Source organism: Bartonella tribocorum CIP 105476, from assembly GCF_000196435.1.
GTDB classification, from domain to species: Bacteria; Pseudomonadota; Alphaproteobacteria; order Rhizobiales; family Rhizobiaceae; genus Bartonella; species Bartonella tribocorum.
The window spans coordinates 640396-666894 of record NC_010161.1 but is presented as its reverse complement, the minus strand read 5'-3'; the positions used below and the strand labels follow the sequence as shown (position 1 = coordinate 666894).

Sequence of the window (26499 nt, the reverse complement as noted above, 5' to 3'; positions counted from 1 at the left end):
AGGCCAGGAAAAAAAATAGGAAGAACGCGATAGCATCCAAAAGCGCCGATCAATCCCCACATGACAACCAGAAATATAATTTCACCCAAAGCTAAGCCTCCTCATAACAAAGTTTGAACTTTAAATAATAAACTGAAAAATACAAGAGACCATTAAAAAAGTTCCCACAAGCTTATATATCCATTATTGATTGCATCAATCCGTGGTGAAAAAATATGGCTATTCCCTTCATGTATAATCAATGCCGGTAAAATAGATAAAGCTGCTCTACTCCCCCGTCTTGCGTAAAATAAAAGACGAATTGCCGGAGTTGTTGCACGTGCATGAATGGGAATGATACAAATACCACCAAAGCGGCCTTCTAAAGCATGCAAGATATCTGTTAGAGATTGTGGACGCGCAATGAGGCCTAAGTATCCGCCTGGCTTAACGATAGCTGCTGCACTGCGTAACCAGTTATCAAACATCGCTTCAGGCATAACGTGTGCTTCAGATTTTTGTTTATCAGGTGTCTTACGATCAGTAGGATTATTAAAAGGCGGATTCATAATCGCAAAATCAAAGCTATTATCTATCAAACCTGCTGTTATACGAGCATTCCCTTTGAGGGTAACATCTGCTTCTAACAAACAAATTCGGCCAGTAAATTGTTTATTTTGCTTTAGCATGAGCGTTTTTTGTGCATAAGATACCATAAAAGATGAACGTTCAACCAATGTAACATGAACTTGCGGACAACGCGAAGCAATAGCTAACCCTGCTGCTCCAGCCCCCGCCCCTAAATCAGCAACCTTGCCTTTTAAATCAGTAGGAACCAAACTGGCTAATAACATCGCATCCATTCCAGAACGATGACCATGTTTATAGGGTTGAACCAAATAAAATTTCCCGCGATGAAAACTGTCGATTGTTTCACTGATCTGATTCGTTGTTTCATCCATTTAAAAGCCTAATGTTCACCTTTATAAACCACCCTTTTATCCTTCAGCTGTTGTTTTAATTTTTTTATCATTTCAAAACAACAACATTATACCCACTAAAAAAAATTCTTGCCAATATCATTCCAAGCTTACACTTCAAAGCGCCATCAAAAGCTTGAGTCAAAACAAAACCCCCTTTATGTTAGCGAGTAAATAAAATTTATATATGTCCATTGCAATATTCTAGGAGTCAACATATTGAGTGCAGTTATCAAACCAGAACAAATAAGAAATAATCAAATTTCTCTTCAATCACTTTTTGATCTTACGCAAAAAGATATGGAGCGCGTTAATCAATTTATCCTCTCTATGGCAAAATCAGAAATTGAGATGATCCCTGAAATTTCCAATCATCTTATTTCATCAGGGGGAAAACGGTTACGCCCAATGATCACATTAGCTTCTGCTCATATGTTTGGTTATCAAAGTGACGGACATATAAAGCTTGCAACAGCTGTTGAATTTATGCACACCGCGACCTTGTTACACGATGATGTAATTGATGAAAGTGATTTACGGCGCGGAAAATCTACAGCACGAATGATTTGGGGAAATCAAGCAAGTATTCTTGTTGGAGATTTCTTGTTAGGACAAGCTTTTAAAATGATGGTCGATGTTGGCTCTATAGAAGCGCTCTCTGTTCTAGCAAATGCTGCTGCAATTATTGCTGAAGGAGAAGTTATGCAACTTTCCGCCGCAAAAAATATCAAAACCAGCTCTTCAGACTATCTCAAAATCATCAATGCAAAAACAGCAGCACTTTTTTCAGCAGCTGCTGAAGTAGGCCCCATTGTTGCTGGCTATGGACATAAAGAGCGTTCTGCATTACGTGAATATGGAACATCTTTGGGATTAGCTTTCCAATTGATTGATGATGCCCTTGACTATAGTGGTAGTGCTCAAAACTTAGGAAAAAATATAGGGGACGATTTTCGGGAAGGAAAGATCACAATGCCTGTTATTCTTGCCTATGAACGTGGGAATATGGATGAAAAAGCTTTCTGGAAACAAGCCCTTGAAGACGGCAATAACAGTAATGAAGCCTTCGCACACGCACAACACTTAATGGAGAAATATAATAGTATCACAGATACCATAGAACAAGCACGCGTCTATGGAAAACGTGCAATTGATGCTCTTATTCCCATGAATGAAAATCCTGCTTATAATGCTCTCGTGGAAACTGTTGAGTTTTGTATTGCACGCATAAACTGATTCTGTGCAAGAATCGCAGTATTTTTTCAAAAAAGTAATGAGATATGATTTATAAACGACACAATCGATTGATTATCTTGAAAAGGATTAGCTCCATGTGCTCTGCAACGGTATCCCGACTTTTTACCCTCTTTATCGTGGGTATCATGCTGATGCCATCCCCTACCTACAGTAAAATAAGCATGACGACTCATACAAGCTCATTTACAGGTGCTTATTTAGCCGGAAGGGTAGCAAATCATGAAAATAAAACAGATCTTGCTATCAATTATCTTAAACAGGCACTCATTTATCAACCTGATAACATTGAAACACAAAAAGAACTCCTTGAAGCTATGCTCTTGGTCGGAGACTTTAAAGAAGCTGTGCAACAAGCCAAAAAACTCAAAGAGCAAGATGTTATAACTCCCTTTGTTTCCTTAACATTGTCAATAGAAAGTCTCATCAAAAGAGACTATAAAAATGCTAAGCTTTTTCTGCAGTTAAAAGAACCTCCGACAGCCAATAACCCAATACCTGAACTCATTGGAGCTTGGATTACATTTGGATCTGGACAAAAATCTCAAGCAATTTCTGAACTTAAGAAGCTCAAAGGTCCTGTCTGGTATGAGCTTTTTATATCTTATCATCTAGCACTTATGAGCGACCTTGCAGAACAACCACAAGATGCAAAAAAATATTTTATTAAAGCACTGAATAACAAACAAGGGACTCTTATCGCTCCTAATACCTATGAACGTATTATTACAGCCTATGCCTCATTCCAATTGCGCCATAATATGCGCAATCAAGCTCTTCAGACAATCCAGCATGGCGAACAAATGTTGTCGGGTCGAGAAGTCCTGAAAAACTTTCGAGAAAAAATTGAAAAAAATGCTTTCTTAGAAAGATTGATTAAAACACCTCAACAAGGAGCCGCCGAGGTGTTATATAATTTTGGAACATCTCTCAATCACAAAAACTCAGGACGCATTGCACGTATTTTCAAACAATTATCTTTCGCCCTATATCCTCAAAATGACGCAACACTGTTTCAGCTCGCACACATTTCTGCTAAATTGGACGATCCTCATCAAGCAATTAAACTTTATCGCGCTTTATCCCCTCAATCTCCTTATTATAAAGATGGACAACTTCATCTTGCATTCCTTCTTGCCAATAACAACAGTTATAAAGAAGCAATAAAATTACTCACATTGTTAAATAAAAAATTTCCCAATGATCGTAACATCTTGATAACGCTTGTTGCCTTTTATATGCAGGACCATAAATTTCTTGAAGCGACTAAAACTCTAGACCATGCTATTGCCCAGATAAAAAACTTTCAGCAGGACGATTGGAAACTTTTTTATCAGCGTGGTATTGCTTTTGAACGTCTAAAACAGTGGCCAAAAGCAGAAATTGACTTGCGAAAATCACTTGAATTTTTCCCCAACCAACCGCAGGTTCTGAATTATTTGGCCTATTCCCTTGTAGAACGAGGTGAAAAGCTTGAAGAATCTCTCCATATGCTGCAAAAAGCTTCTGCTTTGCAAGCTCACAACAGTCATATTCTCGATTCTTTAGGATGGGCTTATTATAAACTAAAAGAATACGACAAAGCAGTCCAAATATTGGAAAATGCTGTCAAACTACAACCTGAGGATCCAACACTGAATGATCATTTAGGAGATGCCTATTGGAAAGTTGGACGTAAACGTGAAGCAATATTTCAATGGAACCACGCAATTGACGGAAAACCTGAAAATTCTAAACAAATTCAAGAAAAACTGAAATTTGGTTTGCAATAAACAATGCTTAACCGTAAACCACATAAAATAACAAACAAAGAGATTAAAGTTTCTTTGGTCGTTCTCTATGTCGTTCAATATTTAAAGAGTATAAAGCGTGAAACTGCCTGAGTATCTTAACCCTAAAAGTTCTTTTCAAGGACTAATCTTAACTTTGCAAAATTATTGGGCCCACTATGGATGTGCAATTTTGCAACCTTACGATATGGAAGTTGGAGCTGGAACTTTTCATCCAGCAACAACGCTACGCTCTCTAGGTCCACGACCTTGGAAAGTTGCTTATGTCCAACCCTCTCGGCGTCCAACGGACGGTCGATATGGTAAGAATCCAAATCGATTACAACACTATTATCAATTTCAAGTGCTTCTCAAACCCTCTCCGCCCAATCTACAAGAACTTTATATAAAGTCGCTACAAGCTATCGGGCTTGATACGAAATTGCATGATATTCGCTTTGTTGAAGATGACTGGGAAAGCCCAACCCTTGGCGCTTGGGGGCTTGGATGGGAATGTTGGTGTGATGGGATGGAAATCTCTCAATTTACTTATTTTCAACAAGTTTGCGGCATTGAATGCGCTCCAGTTTCAGGAGAACTCACGTATGGTCTTGAGCGTCTAGCAATGTATATCCAAGGAGTTGATAATGTCTATGACCTTAACTTTAATGGTTTGGAGGAAGAAAATAAAATAAGTTATAGAGATATTTTTCTACAGGCAGAACAGGAATATTCATATTATAATTTCGAATTTGCTGATACAAAATTGCTCCACCAGCATTTTATCGATGCCGAATGCGAATGCAACGCTCTTCTTGATGTGGGAAAACCCAATAAAGAAAATGCATTACACCGCTGTGTTTTTCCAGCCTATGATCAATGTATTAAAGCGAGCCATATCTTTAATCTCCTGCAAGCACGTGGCGTTATTTCTGTAACCGAACGACAAAATTATATTCTTCGCGTTCGTGATCTCGCTCGCCGTTGTGGGGAAGCCTTCTTACTCACAGAAGCTGGACAAATATATACTGGAGAAGCCTAATGTCTGATCTTCTTCTTGAACTTTTCAGTGAAGAAATCCCTGCACGTATGCAACGAAAAGCTGCAGCTAACCTTAAAAAAACTGTTACAGATCAACTTGTGAATGCTGGATTGACCTATAAAGCTGCTCGTGAATATTGGACACCTCGTCGACTAACATTGGACATACGCGGACTTTCTATACGTTCAAAAGATGTCCATGAGGAACGAAAAGGGCCTAGTACAAAATCACCACAGTATGCCATTGATGGTTTTCTACGTGCAACGGGACTCAACGATATTTCTGAAGCACATATTGGACATGATGATAAAAAAGGTGATTTTTATATTGCTAAAATTGTAAAAAAAGGCCGTGCTGCAGAAGAAATTCTTGCCGATATTTTACCAGATATTATCCGCAACTTTCCGTGGCCGAAATCTATGCGCTGGGGAAAGGATTCAGCAAAAAGTGGTGCTCTAAAGTGGATTCGACCTTTGCAAAATATTCTTTGCATCTTCGGACCAGAAATTGGCGAGACGCATGTTATTCCGTTTACAATTGGTTCTCTTGAAAGTAACAATCTAACTTATGGTCATCGTTTCTTAAGTGACGGAAAGCCATTTCAAGTGCGCCGCTTTGATGATTATGTGACGCAACTTGAAACTCATAAAGTCATTCTGGATGCCGAAAGACGAAAGAATATTATTTTAGCGGACGCCCAAAATCTTTGCTTTGCAAACGGTTTAGAACTCATTCAAGATGAAGCCCTCTTAGAAGAAGTTGCTGGTCTTGTTGAATGGCCTGTTATCCTTATGGGGGATTTTGACAAGTCATTCCTTGATATTCCTCCCGAAATTATTCGCTTGACCATTCGAGCCAATCAAAAATGTTTTGTCACCCGGAAACAAGGAGAAAAAATAAAACTTTCTCATCATTTTATTCTTGTTTCTAATATTCTTGCAAATGATGAAGGCAAAGAAATTTCGAAAGGAAATAGTAAGGTTGTCCGTGCCCGTCTTTCTGATGCACTCTATTTTTGGCAAAAAGATCAGCGTGATTTGCCCGATATTCAACAATTGGAATCTTCTATAAAAAAATTTGATCTTGATATAAAGAAACCTCTTGATCAGAGAATGGCACGACTTGATCATTTGAATGTAACTTTTCACGCCAAATTAGGCACGCAAAGTGCAAGAGTAGAGCGCATTGCTACACTCGCACAAAAAATTGCACCTTTGATACAAGCAGATCCTCTCTTAGCGAATCGTGCTGCAATTCTTGCAAAAGCTGATTTGCAAACAGAAATTGTCGGAGAATTTCCTGAACTACAAGGAGTTATGGGGCACAAATATGCCCTTCTTCAAGGGGAAGATCCTCGCGTAGCTGTAGCAATAGAAGAGCATTATAAACCTCAAGGACCAGCAGATCGTCTTCCGCAAGAACCACTTGCTATAACCATTATGCTCGCCGACAAGATTGACATGCTGGTTGGCTTTTGGCTTATTAATGAAAAACCAACGGGCTCAAAAGATCCCTATGCGTTAAGAAGAGCAGCCCTAGGAATTATTAGACTTATACTTTCGCGAGACTGGAAAATCAATCTTATGCCATTGTTTCAATTGGCAACGAATCTTTTTGTACAACAAAAAAATAAATATGAAATCTCTCAAAGAGAAAATCCACAATTGCAGAATCTTCTTCCAGAAACAACAGAGGTTATTTTATCAGATCTGTTATTCTTTTTTCATGACCGTTTAAAAATCTATCTAAAAGAGGAAGGTGCTCGTTACGATGCCCTTGAAGCCGTTTTAAACAAAGATTCTGATGATTTTTTATTGGTTGCACGTCATGTCGAATCTCTTATCGCTTTTATCAATACCCATGATGGAATGAACTTTGTAGCCTCTGTAAAACGTACTGCCAATATTCTTCAAAATGAACTTCAAAAAAGCACAACAATAGCGAATGAAATTAATCCTGAGCTCTTTTTTGAGAAAGAAGAAAAGCAGCTCTATCATGCAATCTGTGAAGTAGAAAAAAAGGTTCTTGCACCCATCAATATAACAAATTTATCATTTGCACTCGGTATTCTAGCGCCACTTGGAAAATTGATTGATCTATTTTTTGAAAAGGTATTGGTGAACGATAAAAAACCTGATGTTCGTGCTAACCGTCTTGCTCTTCTCAAACGTACTCACACGATTACACAAGCGGTTGCAGACTTTTCAAAACTTGCCCTGTAAACCTAAAATGTCCATTAACTGATAAAAATAATGAGAATGGATTTTTTTATTAATAAATATTCCAAAACCTTATAAAGAAGTTTCCCGTGAGATTTGATCTAACTTTAAAAAGTAGTAGAACTTTTATCGTCAATAACACTGAATATCGTAAATCTTTCTCATTACAAGTTCCTTCTCTTTTATTGAATCAACTAAAAGTGCTCCTTTGCACACCACAAATCGAGAGAGGATGTCGATACCATATTGACGAAAAGAGTATAAGCGCTTCCTATGAACGGTGCCAAGTGCTATTGCAAAATTAGGAGCATTGACCAAGTAATATAAATGCTATCGGTCTGAATTTTTATTAAAATAAAAAAATGATCACGCTCCGTAGATTTTATACACCTTATGGGGAGGTGCTACTCTTCACAGATGTCGTCGTAAAATGAAGCAAGAGATATGTTGAAAAATGTCTTTTAAAAACAAGTGAATAAATATTTAGTACATAGGTATTCTGTAAGACAAAATGCCATTGGATTATTCATTCATTAGCTTGTTTTTAAAGAAAATTTCTTAAGCCATCCAAGCTCTTTTCACGATGGAGCCCATGAATGGTATAATAATAAAGCCATTGAGTACTACCCGCTTATAAAGGAGAGAGGGAGCTCCGTCACACACTTTGTCTGCCCCAAATACCACCGATACCCCTTAGTTCTTGAAACAAGTTCATAAGAGATAGACCTTTCTTGTACAATTTTTGCCCACAAACCACCTCCGCTTGTCACGTGCAAGAAAATGATTTTGATTGATGCAACGTGGAATAGGTTTGAAACGAGAGAATTTTACGGTATTCAGGATTCTAATCCCAATTGAACAACGCTAAATTAGTGATATAAATCAAATATATTGTATGTCAAAAAACTCTGTTTTCCATAAAGAGCATACTTCCACTTAAAAAATTCCCCTGTAAGTTTCGAGGTAACTTTAAAAAATTGTAGAATCTCTAGTATAAATGATACTTTGTAATGATTGATTAGAAAATTGAATAAATCATCAAGAAGCAAAATTATTGATTTTATAATCATCAGCTTATCGCTATTCCAGATTCAATGAGAATATAGAATAAAAATCTCTGACTTTAAACTCTCCCATCATGAGTAATAACCGTCTTCAGATGATGGTGATAGATAAGAGGGATTAAAAACTGATAAAAAGATTTCTTGAAAAATGAGAGAGGTGCTTTCCATAAAACCGCTAAACATAAAAGCAGTTACGCAATACAAAAATCATCAAAATATCTTCATTGATACCACAATAACGGTACTCGCTTATCGCTTCATAAAAATAAAAACAATAGCACGCCTCATTATAATTTCCATGAATAGAATCAAAGACGAATCTAAGCTAGGAAATACAGCTCTCTAAACTCAATGCATAACCAATTCAAAACGAGCATCACAACATTGTAGATTAAAGCATTCAATATTGAAAGAAAATCTCCAACTAAAGAAACAGTTTTTTATCTCTAGAATGCCATTAATTAAGATGTGTTTTCATTTTGCTCAATGATTCTTTCGAAAGAGCTTCTTTAACGAGTTCATCTGCTCTGTTAGAATCTAATTCCTTTGCGATAAGGACACGTGCCGTAGAAATTGCCAAATCGATAGCCGATGAAGAAACCATGCGTATTGCATCCGCTTCTGCCTGAGCGATTTTTTGCTCTGCCAATTTATTGCGGTTTTTTACATATTCTTCTGCTTTTGTACGCGCCTCAGCAATAACAGATTCAACTTCATGCTTTGCTGCTGCAATAATTTCTTGCGCATCTTTTTCTGCTTCCGCGTGTTTGCGTTGATATTCAGCTAATATTTCTTGTGCCTCTTCACGAAGACGCAGAGCCTCATCCAACTCATCCTTGATACGCTTTGCGCGCGCATCAAGATGGTGTATAATCTTCTGCGGAATTTGGAAATAAACTAAAAGAGCCAAAAAAAGAACTAACCCAACAAAAGCCCAAAAAGTATCACTCATTTTTGCCTTCCTCAATAATTCGCAGTTTTAATAACTGAACGAACAGTCTCTTTGTTGATATCAACATCAATCAATTTTTTCACAATTCCAAGAGTGACTTCTTCAGCGATAGAACCAACATTTTGCATCGCTTTATCCCGAATTTTTGCTATCTGTTTTTCAGCATCTGCAAGTTTTTTCTCTAAACGCTCTTCAATTTCCTTCCGTTCAAGCTCAGCTTTTTGTTTTAATTCTTCACCAGCTGCTTGTGCTATCGTATGCGCTTTCAAACGCGCTTCTGCTAATTCCCGCTCATAAGTTTCAACAACGGTGTCTGCTTCCTGCTTCATGCGCATTGCTTGATCTAAATCAGATGCAATTCGATCTCGACGTGTTTCAATAACACCACCAATACGCGGCGCAATCACACGAGAGATAAACAGATAAAAAAATCCGAAAGAAATTGCCAACCAGAAAAAATGCGAACTAAAATGAACAAAATCAAAAGGTGGAAACACACGATTTGCATGCTCTGCCACTTTCTTGATATGTTCTATCGACGTTTCAGTGTTCTGTGCATAAGCGCTGGCAATAAACATCCTCTTTCATCCTTTAAATAGCTTAAACCCTCTTTAGCCGATGATAAATGACAAACAACTTTTCTGGTTGAGAGCTAAAAGGGTAAATCTTTCCTCATAGCGAGAACAAACATACCCTTTTGATGATGATTAAACCCCAAAAAGAAGTAATAAAGCAATGAGCAACGAAAAAATACCCAAAGCTTCTGTCACAGCAAAACCAAAGACGAGACGTCCAAACTGACTATCTGCTGCTGATGGATTACGTAATGCACCAGAAAGATAGCTGCCAAAAATATTACCAAGCCCTAAAGCGGTTCCAGCCATACCAAAGCAAGCAAGACCAGCGCCAATATATTTTGCTGCAAGCACTATTTCCATATTATTCTCCTTTTAAGCGAAATTGCACTATTCGACGGAAAACCGCCAATTCTATTAATGTCCTGGATGAATTGCATCATTAAGATACATACATGTTAAAACTGTAAAGACGTAAGCCTGAAGAAATGCAACCAAAAACTCAAGAGCCGTAATCGCCACAGTCATAATAAGGGGCAAAACCGCACCACCAACGCCCACAATTCCTACCCCAATCATCGAAACAATAAACCCAGCAAACACTTTGAGCGTAATATGACCAGCAAGCATATTCGCAAAAAGACGAAGCGAAAGACTGATGGGGCGGGAGAGAAAAGAAATAATCTCAATCATTGTCACGAGAGGCAAAACGACGACAGGAACCCCACTGGGAACGAACAGTTTTAAAAAACTGATCCCATGCTTATAAAAGCCATAACCAATCACCGTCAAAATAACCACCATTGCCAACGAAAACGTAATCATAATCTGAGAGGTCACCGTATAAAAATAGGGAAAAAGACCAATAAAGTTAGCAACCAAAATAAAAGTAAACAGAGAAAAAACTAAAGGGAAAAACTGCATTCCCTGCACACCAGATGATTCTCGCAGAGTCGATGCGACAAACTCATAGGCCATTTCTGAAAGAGATTGCATCCGCGTTGGAACCAATCCACGACTTGATGATGAAATAAAGAGAAAAGCAGCAGTTATAACAACCGTAACGACTGTAAACAATGATACATTTGTAAACGATAAATCCATATTTCCTATGGAAATCTTAATCAGCCGTGAAACCTCAAACTGATGAATAGGATCTGGAGCGTGCGCTGTCACTTCAACCTCATTTATCGGACCTCTCATTGGTCCCTTTATTTTGTTCATCTTGGCGCAATACGCCTTTTTGCCCTAATTGACTGGAGGAAACATACCCCACAGACCGAAGAATACTCAATACACCAGCAGCAAATCCAAGAAAGAGAAAAAATACCAATCCCCACGGCCATGAACCTGCTAACTTATCAAAACCCACCCCCAAAACAATACCAACAATAATACTTGCTAAAAATTCACTGGAAAGCTTAACTGCATCCGCTATCCTTCCTTGTGACTTTTTCTGCCTATCCTTATGCTCCCGCTTCCTTAACGCTTGCTTGTGCACTAAAGCTGCGCTTAAGTTCTTACTACGACATTCCAAATCCTCTGAATGAAAACACTCTCTTTGCTTTTTTCCTTCAGTCTCCTTGCGGCTTGTAACGGGTTTTTCGCCCATCGCCATCATCGGCTCCTTCATCAAAAAGCAAAGCAAAAATGCATCGTGTAAAGTCTTGTGCATCATATTGTTCTCGAATTTATTCGTCAAGATACTAAAAGAAATCTATCACAAATTATCGTATAAATTTTATCGCCTAAATAACGCATTTTTCAATTCACATGCTTTTTAAAAAAAATATTTCTTAAAGTCCCTAAACTGATTTCACAACATCACCAGAAAATGCATAAAAGCTTCCTTGAATAATATAAAACTCTTAAATTCACCATCTTTATGCTTATGAAGAGACAAGCCGACACCATTATACGCTTTGCTAACTCCAATGTTGTAACGGCCCTAATCTTGAAAAAAAGCATAAAAAACAATTCTTTTTTTCAACTGTTTTTACTCACACATTAATCTTGCTTGGGATATACAAACAAAAGATTTTTCTTAATTCAACATGAACATGTTTGAAATATTAAAGAATCTTATGATTTTCGACGTTCTTAATTCAAGATAAAAAGTGATGGTTTATTATCATAAATCAAAGTATTATTAAATTAAAACACTAAAATTAACACACTTGCACATCATTATTCTAGCTTGCAAACAAATGGAATGCTGTCTTGTTTTCCGTCAAAATCATATTTTTCCTTATATCATTTAAATATTTTGAACGTATGTCAATTCATCTACACAAAACATACAAAATATATCGTGTAACATTTTGATAAGATAGCACAAACATAACTAATGTCTTATTCTTGGTAACATAATATACTAAACACATATTCACTGAATGTAAATCAATCGCGTAGGCTTTACCCATCATGCGTTAAGGAAAATGGAATCCAATGGGGGGATCATTTTAGCACAACACATTGATTTATAATTATAATCTATAATTTTCTTCTTTAAAAAAAACTCTGATAAGATATTCTTGCGTATTCATATTGAAGTAATCAAAACTGTTTTTGTCTATCACAAGAAGGGTTGATGTGTGCTTAAAAACGGTTGAAAAATTGCCTTTTATGCTCTTTTTCAAAACGAGAATTGGTACAAATAGAATTGATACACCCTTGAAAGCTGAAAATAATATAAAAGCATTCGCTTATGCTTTTTATTCAAGTAGACTTGCACTTTTTGTTTAACTGAAAATTCTCAACGGGTTGTATATGATCCCACTTGCAAGGTATTTGACGTTATACCTCTATTTACAGGCACCATCGTGAAATAGGCTTAGAAGCATAAAGAGATTTTTCTTTAAGTACGAGATATAATAAATTTACAATTTTAGATAGAGCCCAATAAAACTTGAATACGACCGCTATACCTCTTTATACAATTTTAATCCACTTTTTGAATCTCACACTTTACAATTGAATATTGTTAGATTCCGCAGATATTTTTGCTTTTTATTTAGAAATAATTATCGCAAGCAAAAGCGCTTATGAATACCCTTTATTTTTATGAAAAGATAATTTAATGCTTCTTTTCAAATGAGCATCATCATTATATCCCCTCTCCTCAGATTGTATTTATTTTTGTATTAAAATACACCCTTAAAAGGATTGTGTGCTCTTTCTTAAATACTCCCTATTAAATTCTTCTCATAACATGCGAATAAAGAATCTTTATCAAGAGAAATTAAAATGAGAAAACTCTATAGCACTCATGATAAATGATTATTAATAAATCAAGATGTTAGAAAATAAAGATTTTTTCTTTTATGAAAAAGGAGAAATTTGCCTCTTGAAGTTATCATTTCATTTTCGATATTTAGAACACGACAAATCATGAAACAGCTTATTTTTAAGGCTCTGTAGATTTCATTCACTTTTAAATAAAGAGGTATTATTTCTTTTTAGCACGTGTCGCAAAAGGATTATCAGAAGCGCGTAATGATAGGCGCACTGGTATACCAGACATATCAAATGTTTCACGTAATCCATTGACAAGATAACGCAAATACGACTGGGGCATGACTTTGGGACGCGAGCAAGAAATCATAAATCCAGGGGGACGTGTTTTCACTTGTGTGATATATTTAACCTTAAGTCGGCGCCCGGAAATCGCAGGTGGTGGATGATGTGCCACAACAATTTCAAGCCATTGGTTCAATTTAGCCGTAGAAATACGACGATTCCATACACGGTGCATCATCATGATATTTTCCATGAGTTTATCAATCCCTTGACCATATTGCCCCGATAAAGGAACAGCCCTCAAACCACGAACTTGAGGAAGAAATCGCGCACATTTTTCATGCAAATCAATCAATGTAGCCTGACTATTTTCAATAAGGTCCCACTTATTGAAAGCAATAACTGGAACACGCCCTTCACGAATCACAAGATCAGCAATTTGTAAATCCTGCTTTTCAAAAGGCATCGTTGCATCAAAAACAATGACCACCACTTCGGCAAAACGAATGGCACGTAAAGTATCAGCAACCGATAGCTTTTCTAATTTTTCTTGAATTTTCGATTTTCGACGTAAACCTGCAGTATCAAATAGTTTAATATGACGACCACGCCATTCCCAATCGACAGAAATAGAATCGCGTGTCAACCCTGCTTCTGGTCCTGTTAATAACCGATCTTGCTTCAACATACTATTGATAAGAGTGGATTTTCCTGTATTGGGACGCCCGGCAATGGCAATCCGAATAGGCTTGCTTTCATCGTAAATAAGCCCCTCCTCCTGCAAATCTTCTATATCATCACCAACAGATGCAGGCTGTATCGTCATATCTTCTTCTTTGTTGTTGCTAAAAGCGCGCTCTGACCCAACAGCGTCTATAATGGCATCACGAAGATCGCTCAGTCCCAAACCATGTTCAGCCGATATTGGGCACGGCTCTCCCAAACCTAAGGACCATGCCTCATACTCTCCCCCTGTTGCCGCTTTTGACTCAGACTTATTAGCAACGAGCACAATCGGTTTTCCTGATTTGCGAACCAGTGAAGCAAAATTTAAATCACTCGGTGTTATTCCACTCTTTGCATCAAATACGAATAAAATAAGATCTGCTTCATCAATCGCAGCTTTTGTCTGAGAACGCATACGCCCCTCAAGGGTGTGATCTCCTGCTTCTTCCAGCCCAGCCGTATCAATCACATCAAAACGTAGATCTTGAAGTTTTGCCGCATGAATACGCCGATCACGTGTTACACCAGGCTTATCATCAACCAAAGCCAATTTTTGCCCAACCAAACGATTAAAAAGTGTTGATTTCCCAACATTGGGACGACCAACGATAGCAATGGTAAGGCTCATCGATTTATTCCTTATTTACCTTGCCCTCAGCTTGCATAAGCTCAAGCATTATTCGAGCCCGATCTGTTATATTTGATCTCAGAACACCTTCTTCAGAAATTTTCTGAAAATAATCAACAGCCTCATCAACCTTCCCTGCTTTATAAGCAGCTAAGCCTAAAGCCTCTCGTGCGGACATGCGCATGGGATCAATATCACTTGTCATATCTTTGACGCGCTTTTTGACATCATCCAAGGTCCCTGAATCAACTAAAAGATAGGCTGCTCGAATTTTCGCAACTTTCCGCAAAATCTGCGGTGCTTTCTCATCTGCCGCAACAGAATCAAAGATCTCCACCGACTTAATAAAATCACCCTGCTCCATAAGTAGAGAAGCCTCCCGCAAACGGGCAAGAAAAGGATATCCTCCGAAATGAGAGTCTCTAACATTCTCCAATTGCTTTATCGCCTTATCAAAATGACGTGTATCCGCAAGTTCAAGACTCTTTACAAATGCATCACCAACATAGCTGGCTTTCTTTATTTGCGTATGATGATAAATTTGATAAATAGTTATCATGAGAATGAAAAGAAGAACGGCCCCAATCATTGAAAAACCATAGCGTCTCCAAAAAGCAAGCGCCTTTTCTTGACGAAATTCTGCATTAACTTCAGCAATAAAACTATCATACGACATATAACATACCTTGTAAAAAATTTACTTTCTATCTTTTACGCATAAATGGACAAAGAGGGTAGCCCTCATTAACGAAAAGTCTTCAAGTTTCTCCGTTTATTCACTTCAAAGCAACATGTATCCTAATCGATGTGGCTTTTGCAACTGTATCAATTAAAAACGATGTAAATATCCTTTTGCTTCACACGACAATTTTTATATAACTTGAATTTATAAAAAAGATCATGATCTTAATCGTCTAGCATGCTTGTCAATAATATGAGCCATTCTTTTTTCATTAATATATGCTAAAGACAATCTTTTAAAGCCCTTAAAAGCGACTGGTTCTTTATCTTTTATTTTAGAGTTGTATTAAAAATGCAAACTCTTTATAAAAAACGATCACTAAACTTTCCTGCTTAAAATCAAATAAACAAATTTTCATCCAGAAGAAAAAATACTGGAACATTATTAAAAATACGCTCCCCCAAGCTTCAAGTAAAAATTTTCATACAAAGTATATCCCTTCAACTTAATCTTCATACGATTAACAACCTTTTGTCATCGATCCTTAAAGATTCTAAAAACATCCTATTGTAATGGCCAAACCCACATAAGCATGGGAACAGCAACAATAATGATCAACACCGCCAATGGAGCCCCCAAACGTGGATAATCACTAAAACGATATCCTCCTGGCGCCATCACGAGCATATTGCTTTGATGTCCAATAGGTGTAAGAAACTCGCACCCCGCACCAATTGCAACAGCCATCAAAAAAGCTTCAGGCTTATAATGAAGAGAATGAGCAAAACTTGACGCGATGGGTGCAACCATCATAACCGTCGCTGCATTGTTCAAAAATGGCGTGACCAACATGGCTGTCACCAACATCAGTGTTAAAGCACCAGATGGTGGGAAAAATATTGCCAATTGGCTCAGCCATTGACCAATGAGATCCGTACAGCCCGTTTTCTCTAACGCTTCACTCACGGGAATAAGAGCCGCTAATAGGACTAATATTGGGCCATCTAATGCCTGATACAGATCACGCGCGGGCAAAACGCGAAAGATAACCATTGCAGCGGCTGCAGAAAAGAAAGAAAAAGCAACTGGAACAATATGAAAAGCTGTAAAAATAATGGCTATAAATAAAATGGCTAGAGATATAAAACCATGCCGTAAATTTCCAAACACAATATTTCGTTTTGCTAGGGGTAGACATTTCAATTCCCTTAACAAATTTGGAATAACTGCATCCTGTCCTTGCAAAACAATCACATCTCCAAGATGGAAAATAATATCATCAAGTCTTCCCCTCACCCTTTCATGTTGACGACTTAACGCAAGCAAATTGACATTATAGCGATCAAATAGGGAAAGCTCTTTTGCACTAACGCCAATAAGAGGCGAGTTATGCGTGATGACCGCTTCAATAATATCAATGTCACTGTCCTTATCACCTGTAGAAAGCATTCGCTCCTTAGGAAACTCTAAACGAGCAGAGTTCATCACACTATCTATTCCTGTATGTGACCCTTCTAGCAAAACAATATCGTTTTCAGACAAAACAAAATCCGGTAGTGGCGAAATAGATACTTTGTTTCTGATGATTTGAATCACCATAACATCACCACTTGATGGCTTAACCAAATCAATAATACTTTTCCCCACAATCGGTGAATTTATTGGAATATGCACTTCTGCAACATAATTACGAATATCAATGGCTTTATCAAACGATCCACCTGAACGCACACGTACAGGCAAAAGCCAATAAAAAAAGACCAAATATAAGACACCAACCGTCGCAATAACCGCACCAACTGGTGTAAAATCAAACATCGTGAAAGGTGTTCCTGCTAAACGTTCTTGCATCGCTGAAATAACAACATTGGGAGATGTCCCTATCTGTGTCATAAGCCCCCCCAACAAAGAACCAAAGGCCATGGGCATCAAAAAGACAGAGGGAGAAACCTGAGAACGACGAGCAAACTGAAAAGCGATCGGAAGCATAATCGCCAAAGCACCAATATTTTTAACAAACATTGATAAAACGACAACAGAAAGAACCAAAAAAGCTAATTGAAGACGCACCGATTTCACATCTGGCCATATCCGCTGAATAATAAATTCCATTATACCAGAACGTGATACAGCCGTACTGACAACAAACACACTTCCCACGATAATAACAATATCATTACTAAAACCGCTAAAAGCCTCCTTTGGACTGACAAGACCAAGAGCACACGCTATTAATAATGTACAAATAGCGACAAGATCATAACGAAATCGATCCCAAATAAAAACAACCATCATGAGACCAATGATCAAAAAGGCCATTATTTGATTTTCTGTCATAACACTCACCTCTCCCCATTAAATTATAATGAACAAAAACATATCTTTATATGTTTTAAATATTCCTATAAACAGCAGCAAGATAAAAGCGGACATAGGAATATTTTATGATAATTTAAAGTGATAAAAAATATGATGCGCATAAACTTACCTCTCCTTCATTATGCGTGCTTTTCTATAACGTGCTGAATCCAAAGAAAATCGATAAAAGTTGATAAAGTGATATTGCAAAAAAGCTGAGAATAACTCTAATATAGAGGGTAGATGACTGTTGAAACTGGTACACGCTATATTTTAACCTTTGTCGTTGCTTAAAAGAGTTTATCTTCACTCTCAATTCAAAGAGTGATAAAAATGAAAGAAGAAAGAATGGTCAATCTTAATAGTGGGTATCAAAGTCACCTAAAATATTGGCTCACTTGCATTATTGGATTTGTTGCTATCTTGGCAATTATAATTGTTGGTGGATTTTATATCGCAAAACCCTATCTTGACAGTTTTGTCAAACAAGAGATAGCCCGTCGTGCCATAAAAGCAGAAACAGCTGAAGTCAGCATTCTAGGTAAAGTCAATTTGAAGAATGTTACACTCCCCGTTCCAGCCGGTACATCGCTTAAAATTGGTGCCATTTCTGCTCGTCCTCCTTTTTCTTTTATTCCTGGAACTTTTACATTTTATAATGTTGATTTAAAGCATAATAATATTCATGTAAAAATTCCCCAAATTTCTCTTAAAAATGTATCCTTAAAAGACAAAGATAGAACAATCACATCACATCTTTTACAATCAATGATGCGTATTGAGCTTGCCTCAATGAGTGCTCCTAATATACAACTTTCTATAAAAAATAAAAATAAACAAGCAGAAACGGTTGAAGTCAAAAATTTTCAGCTTTCTGATTTTAAAGGCGGCCATATTCGTTCCGTTAGTATCAAAAATATGGATCTTAAAACAGTTGCAGTCAATAGTGATAAACAAATGCAGCTGATGGCTAAAAGTGATACAATAAAAGCCCAAGATATCGACATCAATTATGCCTATTCTATCATTTTCGGAAAAAATAACGCTCTCACTCAAGGAAAAACCGTTACTGGCCCTATTTCTCTGAACAATATAAGTGTTGATATTTTTGAAAAAGCAGAAAAAAATAGCTCTTTCTTCCTCGGCCAATTTAAAACATCTGGTCTAAAGATGAAACCACTTGAACAAACGCCTGAAAAATTGGTTAAAGCTTATCTTAATGCCAGAAAAGAGAAGAATAAAGTCTCGGAAAAAATAGCACAAAATGGTCTCCTTCTAAACATACTGCTCGCCATTACCTCTGCTGATGCCAAAATTGATAATGTCACCGTTGATATTCCATCATTGAAAGCAACTCTCGAATCATTCAAATTTAAACCAAGCTTGTGGAAACACCCTATCCCAAAAAAACTTTTTCTTTCTTTCAATAACCTTTCGGTTTTACCGAAAAAAATGAATGAAAAAGACTTAGAACTCTTTAAACAGATGGGGTTTGAACAAATCGATTTTTCAGGAAAACTTGATATTTCTTATGATGAAAAAAAACGCATGCTCTTTCTTGATACAATGTCTTTCGATATGAAAGACGTTGGGTCTGGAAACGTATCCGCTAAGGTTATTGATGTTGATGAAAAGCTTTTTTCTGGTCAACAAAACGTCATGATTGTTGCTTCTCAAAACATTGGCATCAATGAAATTGATATACAATATAGAGATGCAGGTTTTATCGATAAGCTTTTTTCTTATCTTGCGAAAAACCTTAATGACAACCAACATGATCTTAAAAAGGAACTCTATGACGATTTCTATTTAATGATGACGCAAACCCCAAAAATGCTGCTAAAAAATCATGACGAAGCAGAAAAAATTTCAAAATCCTTAGGTGAATTTGCTAAAAATCCACAAACATTGATCGTTAAAATTAAAGCAAAAGATAATAAAGGACTCACAATGGTTGATCTCGAATCCGCTCTACAAAATGATCTATCCAAGGCTTTAAACAAAGTAGACCTCTCTATTAAAAATGAAGCATCGCCTTAAACATATTGTGCTTTAAACATGATGATCTTGTCTATAAATCAAGAACTTTATTCCTCTTTTTGCTTTTATATGATACAGAAAGCATCATGATAGAGTCATTTACACAGTGAATATAGAATCATAAAAGTGTCGATAATTGGAGTTGTTCATGTCTGATTTATCTTCAAATCGCTTGCCTAATCGTGCTTCTCGTGTCACCAATCAAGCGCTTTCTGCTATCGAGCGTTTTCTCCATATTGAAGCTCTTAGTGGTATTGTTCTTTTACTCGCTGCTGCTTCTGCACTCATTTTTGCCAATTCTCAATATGCGGCTCTCTATGAATCTTTCTGGCATACACCTCTTGGCTTCAATTTGGGCCATTTTACGCTTTCATGGGATTTACATTTCTGGGTTAATGATGCCCTGATGACTATTTTCTTTCTCGTCGCTGGAATGGAAATTCGACGTGAAATTCATGAAGGTGCTCTTGCCGATTTTAAACAAGCAATCTTACCAATTGTTGCTGCAATAGGCGGCGTTTGTGTCCCTGCAATTATTTATTTCATCTTCAACTTTAACGAGGGACATATCCACGGTTGGGCTGTGCCAACAGCAACAGATATTGCCTTTGCTCTTGGTATTCTGGCTCTTCTTGGAAAAAAAATTCCTTCTAATCTTCATATCATTCTTCTCTCATTAGCGATTATTGATGATATTATCGCTGTTCTTATTATTGCTTTTTTCTACTCAACAAATATTGATCCTAGTGGTTTATTGATTGCTGGAGGAGGTATTGCTTTGGTACTCTTTTTCCAATGGATCGGTCTCGCATCAGCATGGTTGTACATTTTACCTGGTGCCATCATTTGGTGGGGGTTAATGGTAACAGGTGTTCATCCATCACTTGCTGGTGTAATCTTAGGTATGATGACGCCCGTTTTTCCTACACGCACTCTTGTAGCGCCCCTCACCATGCTCAGCAACGCTATGCAAATTCTCCAAGAAAAAAACACAAAAACGGATCTCCATCATATTTCAACTGCATTGAAAAAAATGCGCAAAGGGCAAAGGGCTATGATTGCTCCAGTAACGCGCATTCAAAAGGCATTGCACCCATGGGTTGCGTACGGTATCATGCCGGTTTTTGCCTTTGCAAATGCTGGTGTTAGTTTTGCAAACTTTGATCTTTCTTCTGGCAAATCATTCTTAATTGTTTTTGGTGTTGTCATTGGTCTTTTCGTTGGTAAGCCCCTTGGTATTATCACTGCCAGTTATCTAGCTGTAAAATCAGGACTATGCCGCCTTCCTCCTCAAATGACATGGGCCGGCATTTTACTCATTGGATTTTTAGCAGGAATTGGCTTTACAATGTCCATCTTTGTTTCAATGCTTGCGTTTAAGGATATTATCCTTCTTGATGCTGCAAAAATTGGGGTGCTTTGTGGTTCTGGTTTATCTGCTCTTATCGGTCTTGGATATGGATTTATTTATATTAAGCGCAATAAAGACATTCCTCATAGTTCTGAATAAAACCAAACAATCGTCTGTTTTGATGGACTGATCTTTTAACACAACCAAGATTTTACCTACAATCCTTGAAATGGAGGTATCTTCTTGTTAGGGTATTTTTATCTTATGTTCTTTCTGGTTAAAGGAGCAAATTTGAAAGTCCCCATAAAAACGTTAAGAACTGTTTTTTGTTTCATTGATCAGAGATAAGAATATTAAACTTCAAAAAGAGTTGTTGTTACTATCGCCTCCGCTCTTAGCCTATTCTCTCTACTCAAATATATTTGTGCAGATCTCTACGAGTCGTTCTTATATCGCCATATGAGTATTTCAAGAGAATGAAAATATCATTATCATAACAGAAACTTAATTATTTTTTCAAATAGCTTCCCTCTTCCAAACTTTTCAAAAAAATGCGCTGCAGTTTAATGATCATAAATCATCTCATTAACATATTAAGATATATAATATTTTTTTAGAACGCTTAAGTTATCGCGAACTAACTTTTAAAACTTTAGATTTCACATAGAAACTAGATCATAAAGGAAAATAGAGCACAGATAAATTTTTCAATAATATTCATAAATGGGTGTATTTCATTTATCATTAAAACAAGCCTTGTCTATATGGTATCGTACTTGATTATGAATTGAAGAAATAGAAGCGGTTCCATCAATGACGATAAATCGTTCGTCTATTTCTGATAAAAGTTGATAGACTTCATAAACTTTTTCAATAAATGAGAGCTTTTCTTCGTATTTTAAAGCTAAACCATCCCTTTTTTGTAATCGTTCGATAATAGCCGTAGGCGGCAAATGAAGATAAAATGTGATACAAGGTCTTGGGATAAATTGATTCAATTTAATCACACTTTCAAGTGAAAGCCCTCGAGCGTAAAAATAAGCAAGACTAGAATAAACATATCGATCGCTAATTATAAAATTTTGCGATGAAGTTAAAGAGGGCTCGATAATTTCAAGCGTATGTTTTCGTCTATCTGTCGCAGCTAAAAGTGCTAAAAGCAATGGATCAATTGATTTTCCACTCTCTAAATAATCTCTAACCTCTTGATTATTTCTATACCAATGACTGGGTTGAAAGGTTTGTATGATATGTTTTTCTTGTGCCCAATAGCGAGAAATCTCTTGTACTTGAGTGGTCTTTCCACTCCCATCAAATCCGCATAGAACAACAAAAGAACCAGCATATTGCTTCGAAGACCACATGGAATTATAAATATCTTTCTTAAGATACACTTTCTCTCCATTCATATAATTTACATTATTTTACATCTAAAATCTTCTTGTCTAGAAATAAGGCATTTTATCTCTTGAAATCAGAGGTATGATATCAAGAACATTCTCCCCTTCAGCGTGAGAGCTTGAAATTTTTATAAATTATTTACTACTAGGATAACATTTTTAATTTTTAGCCAACTAAAAAGCAAATTCTGTAAGCTCTATGATGTTGACTCTGAATTATAAATCCCCCTTTCATAACAGACACATAGTGCATTCTTCTACTCTTCAAAAACATCTGTTGTAAACAATTCTCCTTTTCCTTTATCTTATCACTAAACAATTTATAAAGAGTATTTTATGTTATCTCTTAAATAGTTTTTATTCCTATGCCAATCTTGTTTATAATACGCAAGAAAACAGTTTTTGGCTTCATCATAAGAAAAGCTTCAATGAAAGAATTGCACTGTATTAATTATTCTTATTTACATTAATAAGTGCGCGTTATACTTATAAAGCAAATCGCTCATATATATTAAAATTTTATGTTCTTGAAATTGAGCGTTTTAAAATACTTAACTCTTATCCAATCCATAAACAGCATGTAATGTTCTCACTGCAAGTTCAGTATAAGCGCTATCAATCAAAACAGAAATCTTAATCTCGGAAGTTGTGATTGCTTGAATATTAATACCCTTTTCAGCCAAAGCCTTAAAAGCTGTCGCCGCGACGCCTGCATGGCTACGCATTCCAATACCAATCACAGATATTTTGGCAAGATCGCTTTCAAATTGGAGAACATCAAATCCGATTTCTTTGCGATTTTTTTCAAGAAGAGCAACGGCTTTTTCTACATCTGCTGATGGTACTGTAAAAGTCATATCCGTTTTTGAGCCATCTTCAGAAATATTTTGCACAATCATATCAACATTAATGCACTCTTCAGCCAAGGGACCAAAAATTGCTGCCGAAATCCCTGGACGATCAGCAAGTCGACGCAGCGAAATTTGTGCTTCATCCTTAGCAAAAGCAATACCAGTAACATTTTGTTGTTCCAAAATTTCATCCTCATCGCAAATAAGTGTTCCAGAAGAACTCATTGAATCCTCCATGCCTAAGGCATCAAAATCCTCAAAACTTGAACGCACAAAGGTACGAACCTTATGAACCATTGCTAATTCAACAGAACGAACCTGTAAAACTTTCGCTCCAAGAGAAGCCATCTCTAGCATTTCTTCAAAAGCTACTTTTTGTAAACGGCGCGCTTTCGGTTCTATACGTGGATCCGTTGTATAAACACCATCCACATCCGTATAAATATCACAGCGATCAGCTTGTACAGCTGCTGCTATCGCAACAGCACTTGTATCTGACCCCCCACGCCCTAAGGTAGAAATCCGATTATCCGGAGCTACCCCCTGAAAACCAGCAATAACGGCAACCTGACCTTCCTGAAAACACTTTATTAAAAAAGATCCATCAATATCAGTAATGCGAGCACGACCATGCGCATTGTCTGTACGAATAGGGATCTGCCAGCCAAGCCATGAACGTGCATTAATCCCCATTGTTTGAAGTGTCAAAGCCAGCAAACCTGAAGTGATCTGTTCACCAGAAGCCACCACAACATCATATTCACGAGCATCTCGCTGTATGGGCGAAGCATCACACGTCCACTGGACAAGCTCATTGGTTTTACCCGCCATCGCAGAGACAACAACAGCAACCTCATTGCCTGCATCAACCTCTCTTTTGACGTGCCGTGCAACATTATGAATACATTCAATGTTTGCTACAGACGTTCCACCAAATTTCATGACAATGCGCGCCATTAATAACACTCTTACCTTTACATCTCTTATCTCAAACGATAATGAGAATAACATGCTCTATCAACGAACCATTTTCTCGACATAGCGAATATCTATCATTTGTGCAAGTTTCATTATGATTATATTAATTTCTCTTGACTTTGTATAAAATCTCTTAGACTGGATCTAAAAATAAAGGAAGGCACCATGATCGATGAAACACGAACAACTGTTGATCAAAGTGAACTTGATCACTTTTCACGTATCGCTACAGAATGGTGGAATCCACAAGGAAAATTTCGACCTCTTCATCAATTTAACCCAACACGTCTTGCCTACATCAGAGAAAAAATCTGTTTAGAATTCAATCGTGACCCTGTCTCGCTGATGCCTTTTGACAATTTGAAAATTCTTGATATTGGCTGTGGGGGGGGCTTGTTATGTGAACCCATGGCACGTCTTGGCGCTACAGTTGTAGGCGTTGATGCCGCACAAACGAATATTGACGTCGCAAAAATCCATGCTGCCCAAAATAACCTTTCAATTGATTATCGCACGACCACGGCAGAAGCACTCGCCAATGAAGGGGAAAAATTTGATATCATCCTTAATATGGAAGTTGTTGAACATGTCGCTGACGTTAATCTCTTCATAAACGCGACAGCAAAAATGCTGAAACCACAAGGGTTAATGTTTGTTGCAACACTCAACCGCACGTGGAAAGCATGGGGGTTTGCTATTATAGGTGCTGAATATATCCTCCGTTGGCTCCCTAAAGGAACCCATGATTATAAAAAATTCCTAAAACCTCGAGAACTTAAAAATTTCTTATCAAAAAACGCTCTAACTGTCATTGATGAGATAGGAATTACTTATAACCCATTAAACGACAGCTGGAATCGCTCAAAAGACATGGATGTTAACTATCTCCTTCTCGCAAAACGGTCTTAAGGGTATGTCGTTTACGGCGATTATAGGTCTTGCAATAAAGAATTGAGTTTTCCCTCAGCTTCTAAAGCATAAAGATCATCACAACCACCAACGTGATAATCACCTATGAAAATTTGTGGAAATGTATTCCGCCCATTCGCACGTTGTACCATTTCTTGACGAAGGGATGTGGAAGCATCAATATCTTTATATTTTACATCCTTTTTGTCCAGTAAATCACGTGCTTTTGTGCAATAAGGACAACCAGGGCGTGTATAAATGATTATCTCTTTCATAAGTATTATCCTCCAAGTATTTTTTAATAATATCCAATTTACATCCCCTTAAGAAGAAGGAAAAATAGAATCTTCTTTAAGGACACGCGAAAATGTTAGCACATCAACCTGTCGTGCACCTGCATATTTTAATGCAGATGCTGCTGCTGTAACTGTTGCTCCCGTTGTAAATACATCATCAATCAGTAAAACAGAACAGCCTTTAAGATATTTTTTAACTTTATGCGAAACCTTAAAAGCATTTTTTACGTTAAGTTTTCTCTCTCGCGAAGAAAGACTAACCTGCGGACGCGTATGCCGACAACGAATAAGCCAACCCGGTTTTAAAAGTTTTTTTTGTGATGCTGCAATATAACGTGCAAGCTCAGCAGATTGATTATAACGCCTCTCCCAAAAACGACGAAAATGCAATGGAATGGGAATAATAACATCACACTCATCAATAACCTCACGTCCAGCAGACACCATCCAATTAGCCATAAAAGATGCCAATTCTATATGATCACCATATTTTAAACGCGTTACCAAAGTACGTGCAAGCCCTTTATGAACAATGACTGAGCGAACACGTGAAAAAGGGTAAGAACTACGAAGCGCTTCACCACTGAGAAAACCATCCCCCATATCACAAACAAAAGGCGTCCCCATAACAGGACAATAAGGTTTCGTGATAAATTGAAGGTCTTTCCAACATTCAGAGCAAATCGTGCCATAAGTAGAAACATTTTGCTTACATCCAGGACAAATTGGTGGATAAAGCATCGTTTTAAAACGCTCAATGAATTGACTGAGTATATCCCCGCTATTTAAAGCCGCTTCGCGAAAGTAAAACATTATAAATTTAGGCTTTTACAAGTCTCCCCGTAGAACAAAAGTTCCTTTGTATTTCCTCAATTTATAAATTTAATTTCTTTAAAAAATCTTAACCTCCTATAAACTTATTTTTCT

At 37.1% G+C, this 26499-nt stretch carries 20 protein-coding genes; 7 read left to right on the top strand and 13 right to left on the bottom strand.

Annotated features, from left to right (window positions below; genetic code table 11):
• Positions 1-152: 152 nt before the first annotated feature.
• On the bottom strand, positions 153-941 hold the full coding sequence (locus BTR_RS03020; RefSeq protein WP_012231174.1) for a tRNA1(Val) (adenine(37)-N6)-methyltransferase: 789 nt from the start codon (positions 939-941) through the stop codon (positions 153-155).
• A gap of 237 nt (positions 942-1178) precedes the next feature.
• On the opposite strand from BTR_RS03020, the gene BTR_RS03015 reads away from it, so the two are divergent.
• The 4 genes from BTR_RS03015 (at position 1179) to glyS (ending at position 7246) form a co-directional block, all read left to right on the top strand.
• Complete coding sequence (locus BTR_RS03015; protein WP_012231173.1) at positions 1179-2195, top strand: polyprenyl synthetase family protein; 1017 nt, start codon at positions 1179-1181, stop codon at positions 2193-2195.
• Positions 2196-2290: 95 nt separating this feature from the next.
• Entirely contained in the window at positions 2291-3985 is a 1695-nt protein-coding gene (locus tag BTR_RS03010; RefSeq protein WP_012231172.1) for a tetratricopeptide repeat protein, read from the top strand.
• 97 nt (positions 3986-4082) lie between these two features.
• The gene (locus tag BTR_RS03005; protein WP_012231171.1) at positions 4083-5024 is read left to right on the top strand and encodes a glycine--tRNA ligase subunit alpha; all 942 of its coding nucleotides are present in this window, start codon (positions 4083-4085) and stop codon (positions 5022-5024) included.
• Entirely contained in the window at positions 5024-7246 is a 2223-nt protein-coding gene (gene glyS / locus BTR_RS03000) for a glycine--tRNA ligase subunit beta (RefSeq protein WP_012231170.1), read from the top strand. The genes BTR_RS03005 and glyS overlap by 1 nt, the downstream gene beginning before the upstream one ends.
• Before the next feature lie 1518 nt (positions 7247-8764).
• On the opposite strand, the gene BTR_RS02985 is transcribed toward glyS, so the two are convergent.
• From BTR_RS02985 to BTR_RS02950, 8 genes are all read right to left on the bottom strand, one after another.
• The gene (locus BTR_RS02985) at positions 8765-9259 is read right to left on the bottom strand and encodes a F0F1 ATP synthase subunit B (RefSeq protein ID WP_012231169.1); all 495 of its coding nucleotides are present in this window, start codon (positions 9257-9259) and stop codon (positions 8765-8767) included.
• An 11-nt stretch (positions 9260-9270) separates the two neighbouring features.
• A complete protein-coding gene (locus tag BTR_RS02980; protein WP_012231168.1) occupies positions 9271-9837 on the bottom strand; it encodes a F0F1 ATP synthase subunit B in 567 nt (188 codons plus the stop codon).
• 129 nt (positions 9838-9966) lie between these two features.
• Positions 9967-10197 carry a F0F1 ATP synthase subunit C gene (locus tag BTR_RS02975; RefSeq protein ID WP_012231167.1) on the bottom strand — a complete coding sequence of 77 codons (231 nt, stop codon included), beginning with the start codon at positions 10195-10197 and terminating at the stop codon, positions 9967-9969.
• 54 nt (positions 10198-10251) lie between these two features.
• Entirely contained in the window at positions 10252-11010 is a 759-nt protein-coding gene (locus BTR_RS02970; RefSeq protein ID WP_038474497.1) for a F0F1 ATP synthase subunit A, read from the bottom strand.
• Between the two features lie 7 nt (positions 11011-11017).
• The gene (locus BTR_RS02965) at positions 11018-11452 is read right to left on the bottom strand and encodes an AtpZ/AtpI family protein (protein ID WP_012231165.1); all 435 of its coding nucleotides are present in this window, start codon (positions 11450-11452) and stop codon (positions 11018-11020) included.
• 1830 nt (positions 11453-13282) lie between these two features.
• Positions 13283-14707: a ribosome biogenesis GTPase Der gene (gene der / locus BTR_RS02960; RefSeq protein WP_012231164.1), complete on the bottom strand. Its 1425-nt coding sequence runs from the start codon at positions 14705-14707 to the stop codon at positions 13283-13285.
• Positions 14708-14711: 4 nt separating this feature from the next.
• Positions 14712-15383 (bottom strand): DUF2659 family protein, encoded by a 672-nt coding sequence (locus BTR_RS02955; RefSeq protein WP_012231163.1) that lies wholly within the window; start codon positions 15381-15383, stop codon positions 14712-14714.
• A gap of 570 nt (positions 15384-15953) precedes the next feature.
• The gene (locus BTR_RS02950; RefSeq protein WP_012231161.1) at positions 15954-17726 is read right to left on the bottom strand and encodes an SLC13 family permease; all 1773 of its coding nucleotides are present in this window, start codon (positions 17724-17726) and stop codon (positions 15954-15956) included.
• Between the two features lie 354 nt (positions 17727-18080).
• On the opposite strand from BTR_RS02950, the gene BTR_RS02945 reads away from it, so the two are divergent.
• Entirely contained in the window at positions 18081-19787 is a 1707-nt protein-coding gene (locus BTR_RS02945; protein ID WP_012231158.1) for a hypothetical protein, read from the top strand.
• Between the two features lie 148 nt (positions 19788-19935).
• Positions 19936-21297 carry a Na+/H+ antiporter NhaA gene (gene nhaA / locus BTR_RS02940; protein ID WP_012231157.1) on the top strand — a complete coding sequence of 454 codons (1362 nt, stop codon included), beginning with the start codon at positions 19936-19938 and terminating at the stop codon, positions 21295-21297.
• Between the two features lie 575 nt (positions 21298-21872).
• Here the strand turns inward: nhaA and tmk are convergent.
• Complete coding sequence (gene tmk / locus BTR_RS12185) at positions 21873-22532, bottom strand: dTMP kinase (RefSeq protein ID WP_012231155.1); 660 nt, start codon at positions 22530-22532, stop codon at positions 21873-21875.
• 557 nt (positions 22533-23089) lie between these two features.
• Complete coding sequence (locus BTR_RS02925; RefSeq protein WP_038473353.1) at positions 23090-24346, bottom strand: aspartate kinase; 1257 nt, start codon at positions 24344-24346, stop codon at positions 23090-23092.
• A gap of 186 nt (positions 24347-24532) precedes the next feature.
• Here BTR_RS02925 and ubiG point away from each other — a divergent pair, with 186 nt between their 5' ends.
• A complete protein-coding gene (gene ubiG, locus BTR_RS02920; protein WP_012231145.1) occupies positions 24533-25276 on the top strand; it encodes a bifunctional 2-polyprenyl-6-hydroxyphenol methylase/3-demethylubiquinol 3-O-methyltransferase UbiG in 744 nt (247 codons plus the stop codon).
• A gap of 20 nt (positions 25277-25296) precedes the next feature.
• Here ubiG and grxC read toward each other — a convergent pair whose 3' ends face one another.
• Positions 25297-25551 (bottom strand): glutaredoxin 3, encoded by a 255-nt coding sequence (gene grxC, locus BTR_RS02915; RefSeq protein ID WP_012231143.1) that lies wholly within the window; start codon positions 25549-25551, stop codon positions 25297-25299.
• Between the two features lie 48 nt (positions 25552-25599).
• Positions 25600-26385, bottom strand: a complete 786-nt coding sequence (locus BTR_RS02910; protein ID WP_012231141.1) for a ComF family protein — start codon at positions 26383-26385, stop codon at positions 25600-25602.
• Positions 26386-26499 lie beyond the last annotated feature (114 nt).

Bases quoted from the DNA above. Each gene is read 5' to 3' on its own strand.
- BTR_RS02910 (WP_012231141.1), bottom strand. From the start codon at position 26,385: ATGTTTTACTTTCGCGAAGCGGCTTTAAATAGCGGGGATATACTCAGT.
- grxC (WP_012231143.1), bottom strand. From the start codon at position 25,551: ATGAAAGAGATAATCATTTATACACGCCCTGGTTGTCCTTATTGCACA.
- ubiG (WP_012231145.1), top strand. From the start codon at position 24,533: ATGATCGATGAAACACGAACAACTGTTGATCAAAGTGAACTTGATCAC.
- BTR_RS02965 (WP_012231165.1), bottom strand. From the start codon at position 11,452: ATGGCGATGGGCGAAAAACCCGTTACAAGCCGCAAGGAGACTGAAGGA.
- BTR_RS02950 (WP_012231161.1), bottom strand. From the start codon at position 17,726: ATGACAGAAAATCAAATAATGGCCTTTTTGATCATTGGTCTCATGATG.
- BTR_RS02945 (WP_012231158.1), top strand. From the start codon at position 18,081: ATGAAAGAAGAAAGAATGGTCAATCTTAATAGTGGGTATCAAAGTCAC.
- BTR_RS02925 (WP_038473353.1), bottom strand. From the start codon at position 24,346: ATGGCGCGCATTGTCATGAAATTTGGTGGAACGTCTGTAGCAAACATT.
- BTR_RS02955 (WP_012231163.1), bottom strand. From the start codon at position 15,383: ATGTCGTATGATAGTTTTATTGCTGAAGTTAATGCAGAATTTCGTCAA.
- BTR_RS03010 (WP_012231172.1), top strand. From the start codon at position 2,291: ATGTGCTCTGCAACGGTATCCCGACTTTTTACCCTCTTTATCGTGGGT.
- nhaA (WP_012231157.1), top strand. From the start codon at position 19,936: ATGTCTGATTTATCTTCAAATCGCTTGCCTAATCGTGCTTCTCGTGTC.
- BTR_RS02980 (WP_012231168.1), bottom strand. From the start codon at position 9,837: ATGTTTATTGCCAGCGCTTATGCACAGAACACTGAAACGTCGATAGAA.
- der (WP_012231164.1), bottom strand. From the start codon at position 14,707: ATGAGCCTTACCATTGCTATCGTTGGTCGTCCCAATGTTGGGAAATCA.
- BTR_RS02985 (WP_012231169.1), bottom strand. From the start codon at position 9,259: ATGAGTGATACTTTTTGGGCTTTTGTTGGGTTAGTTCTTTTTTTGGCT.
- BTR_RS02975 (WP_012231167.1), bottom strand. From the start codon at position 10,197: ATGGAAATAGTGCTTGCAGCAAAATATATTGGCGCTGGTCTTGCTTGC.
- BTR_RS03020 (WP_012231174.1), bottom strand. From the start codon at position 941: ATGGATGAAACAACGAATCAGATCAGTGAAACAATCGACAGTTTTCAT.
- glyS (WP_012231170.1), top strand. From the start codon at position 5,024: ATGTCTGATCTTCTTCTTGAACTTTTCAGTGAAGAAATCCCTGCACGT.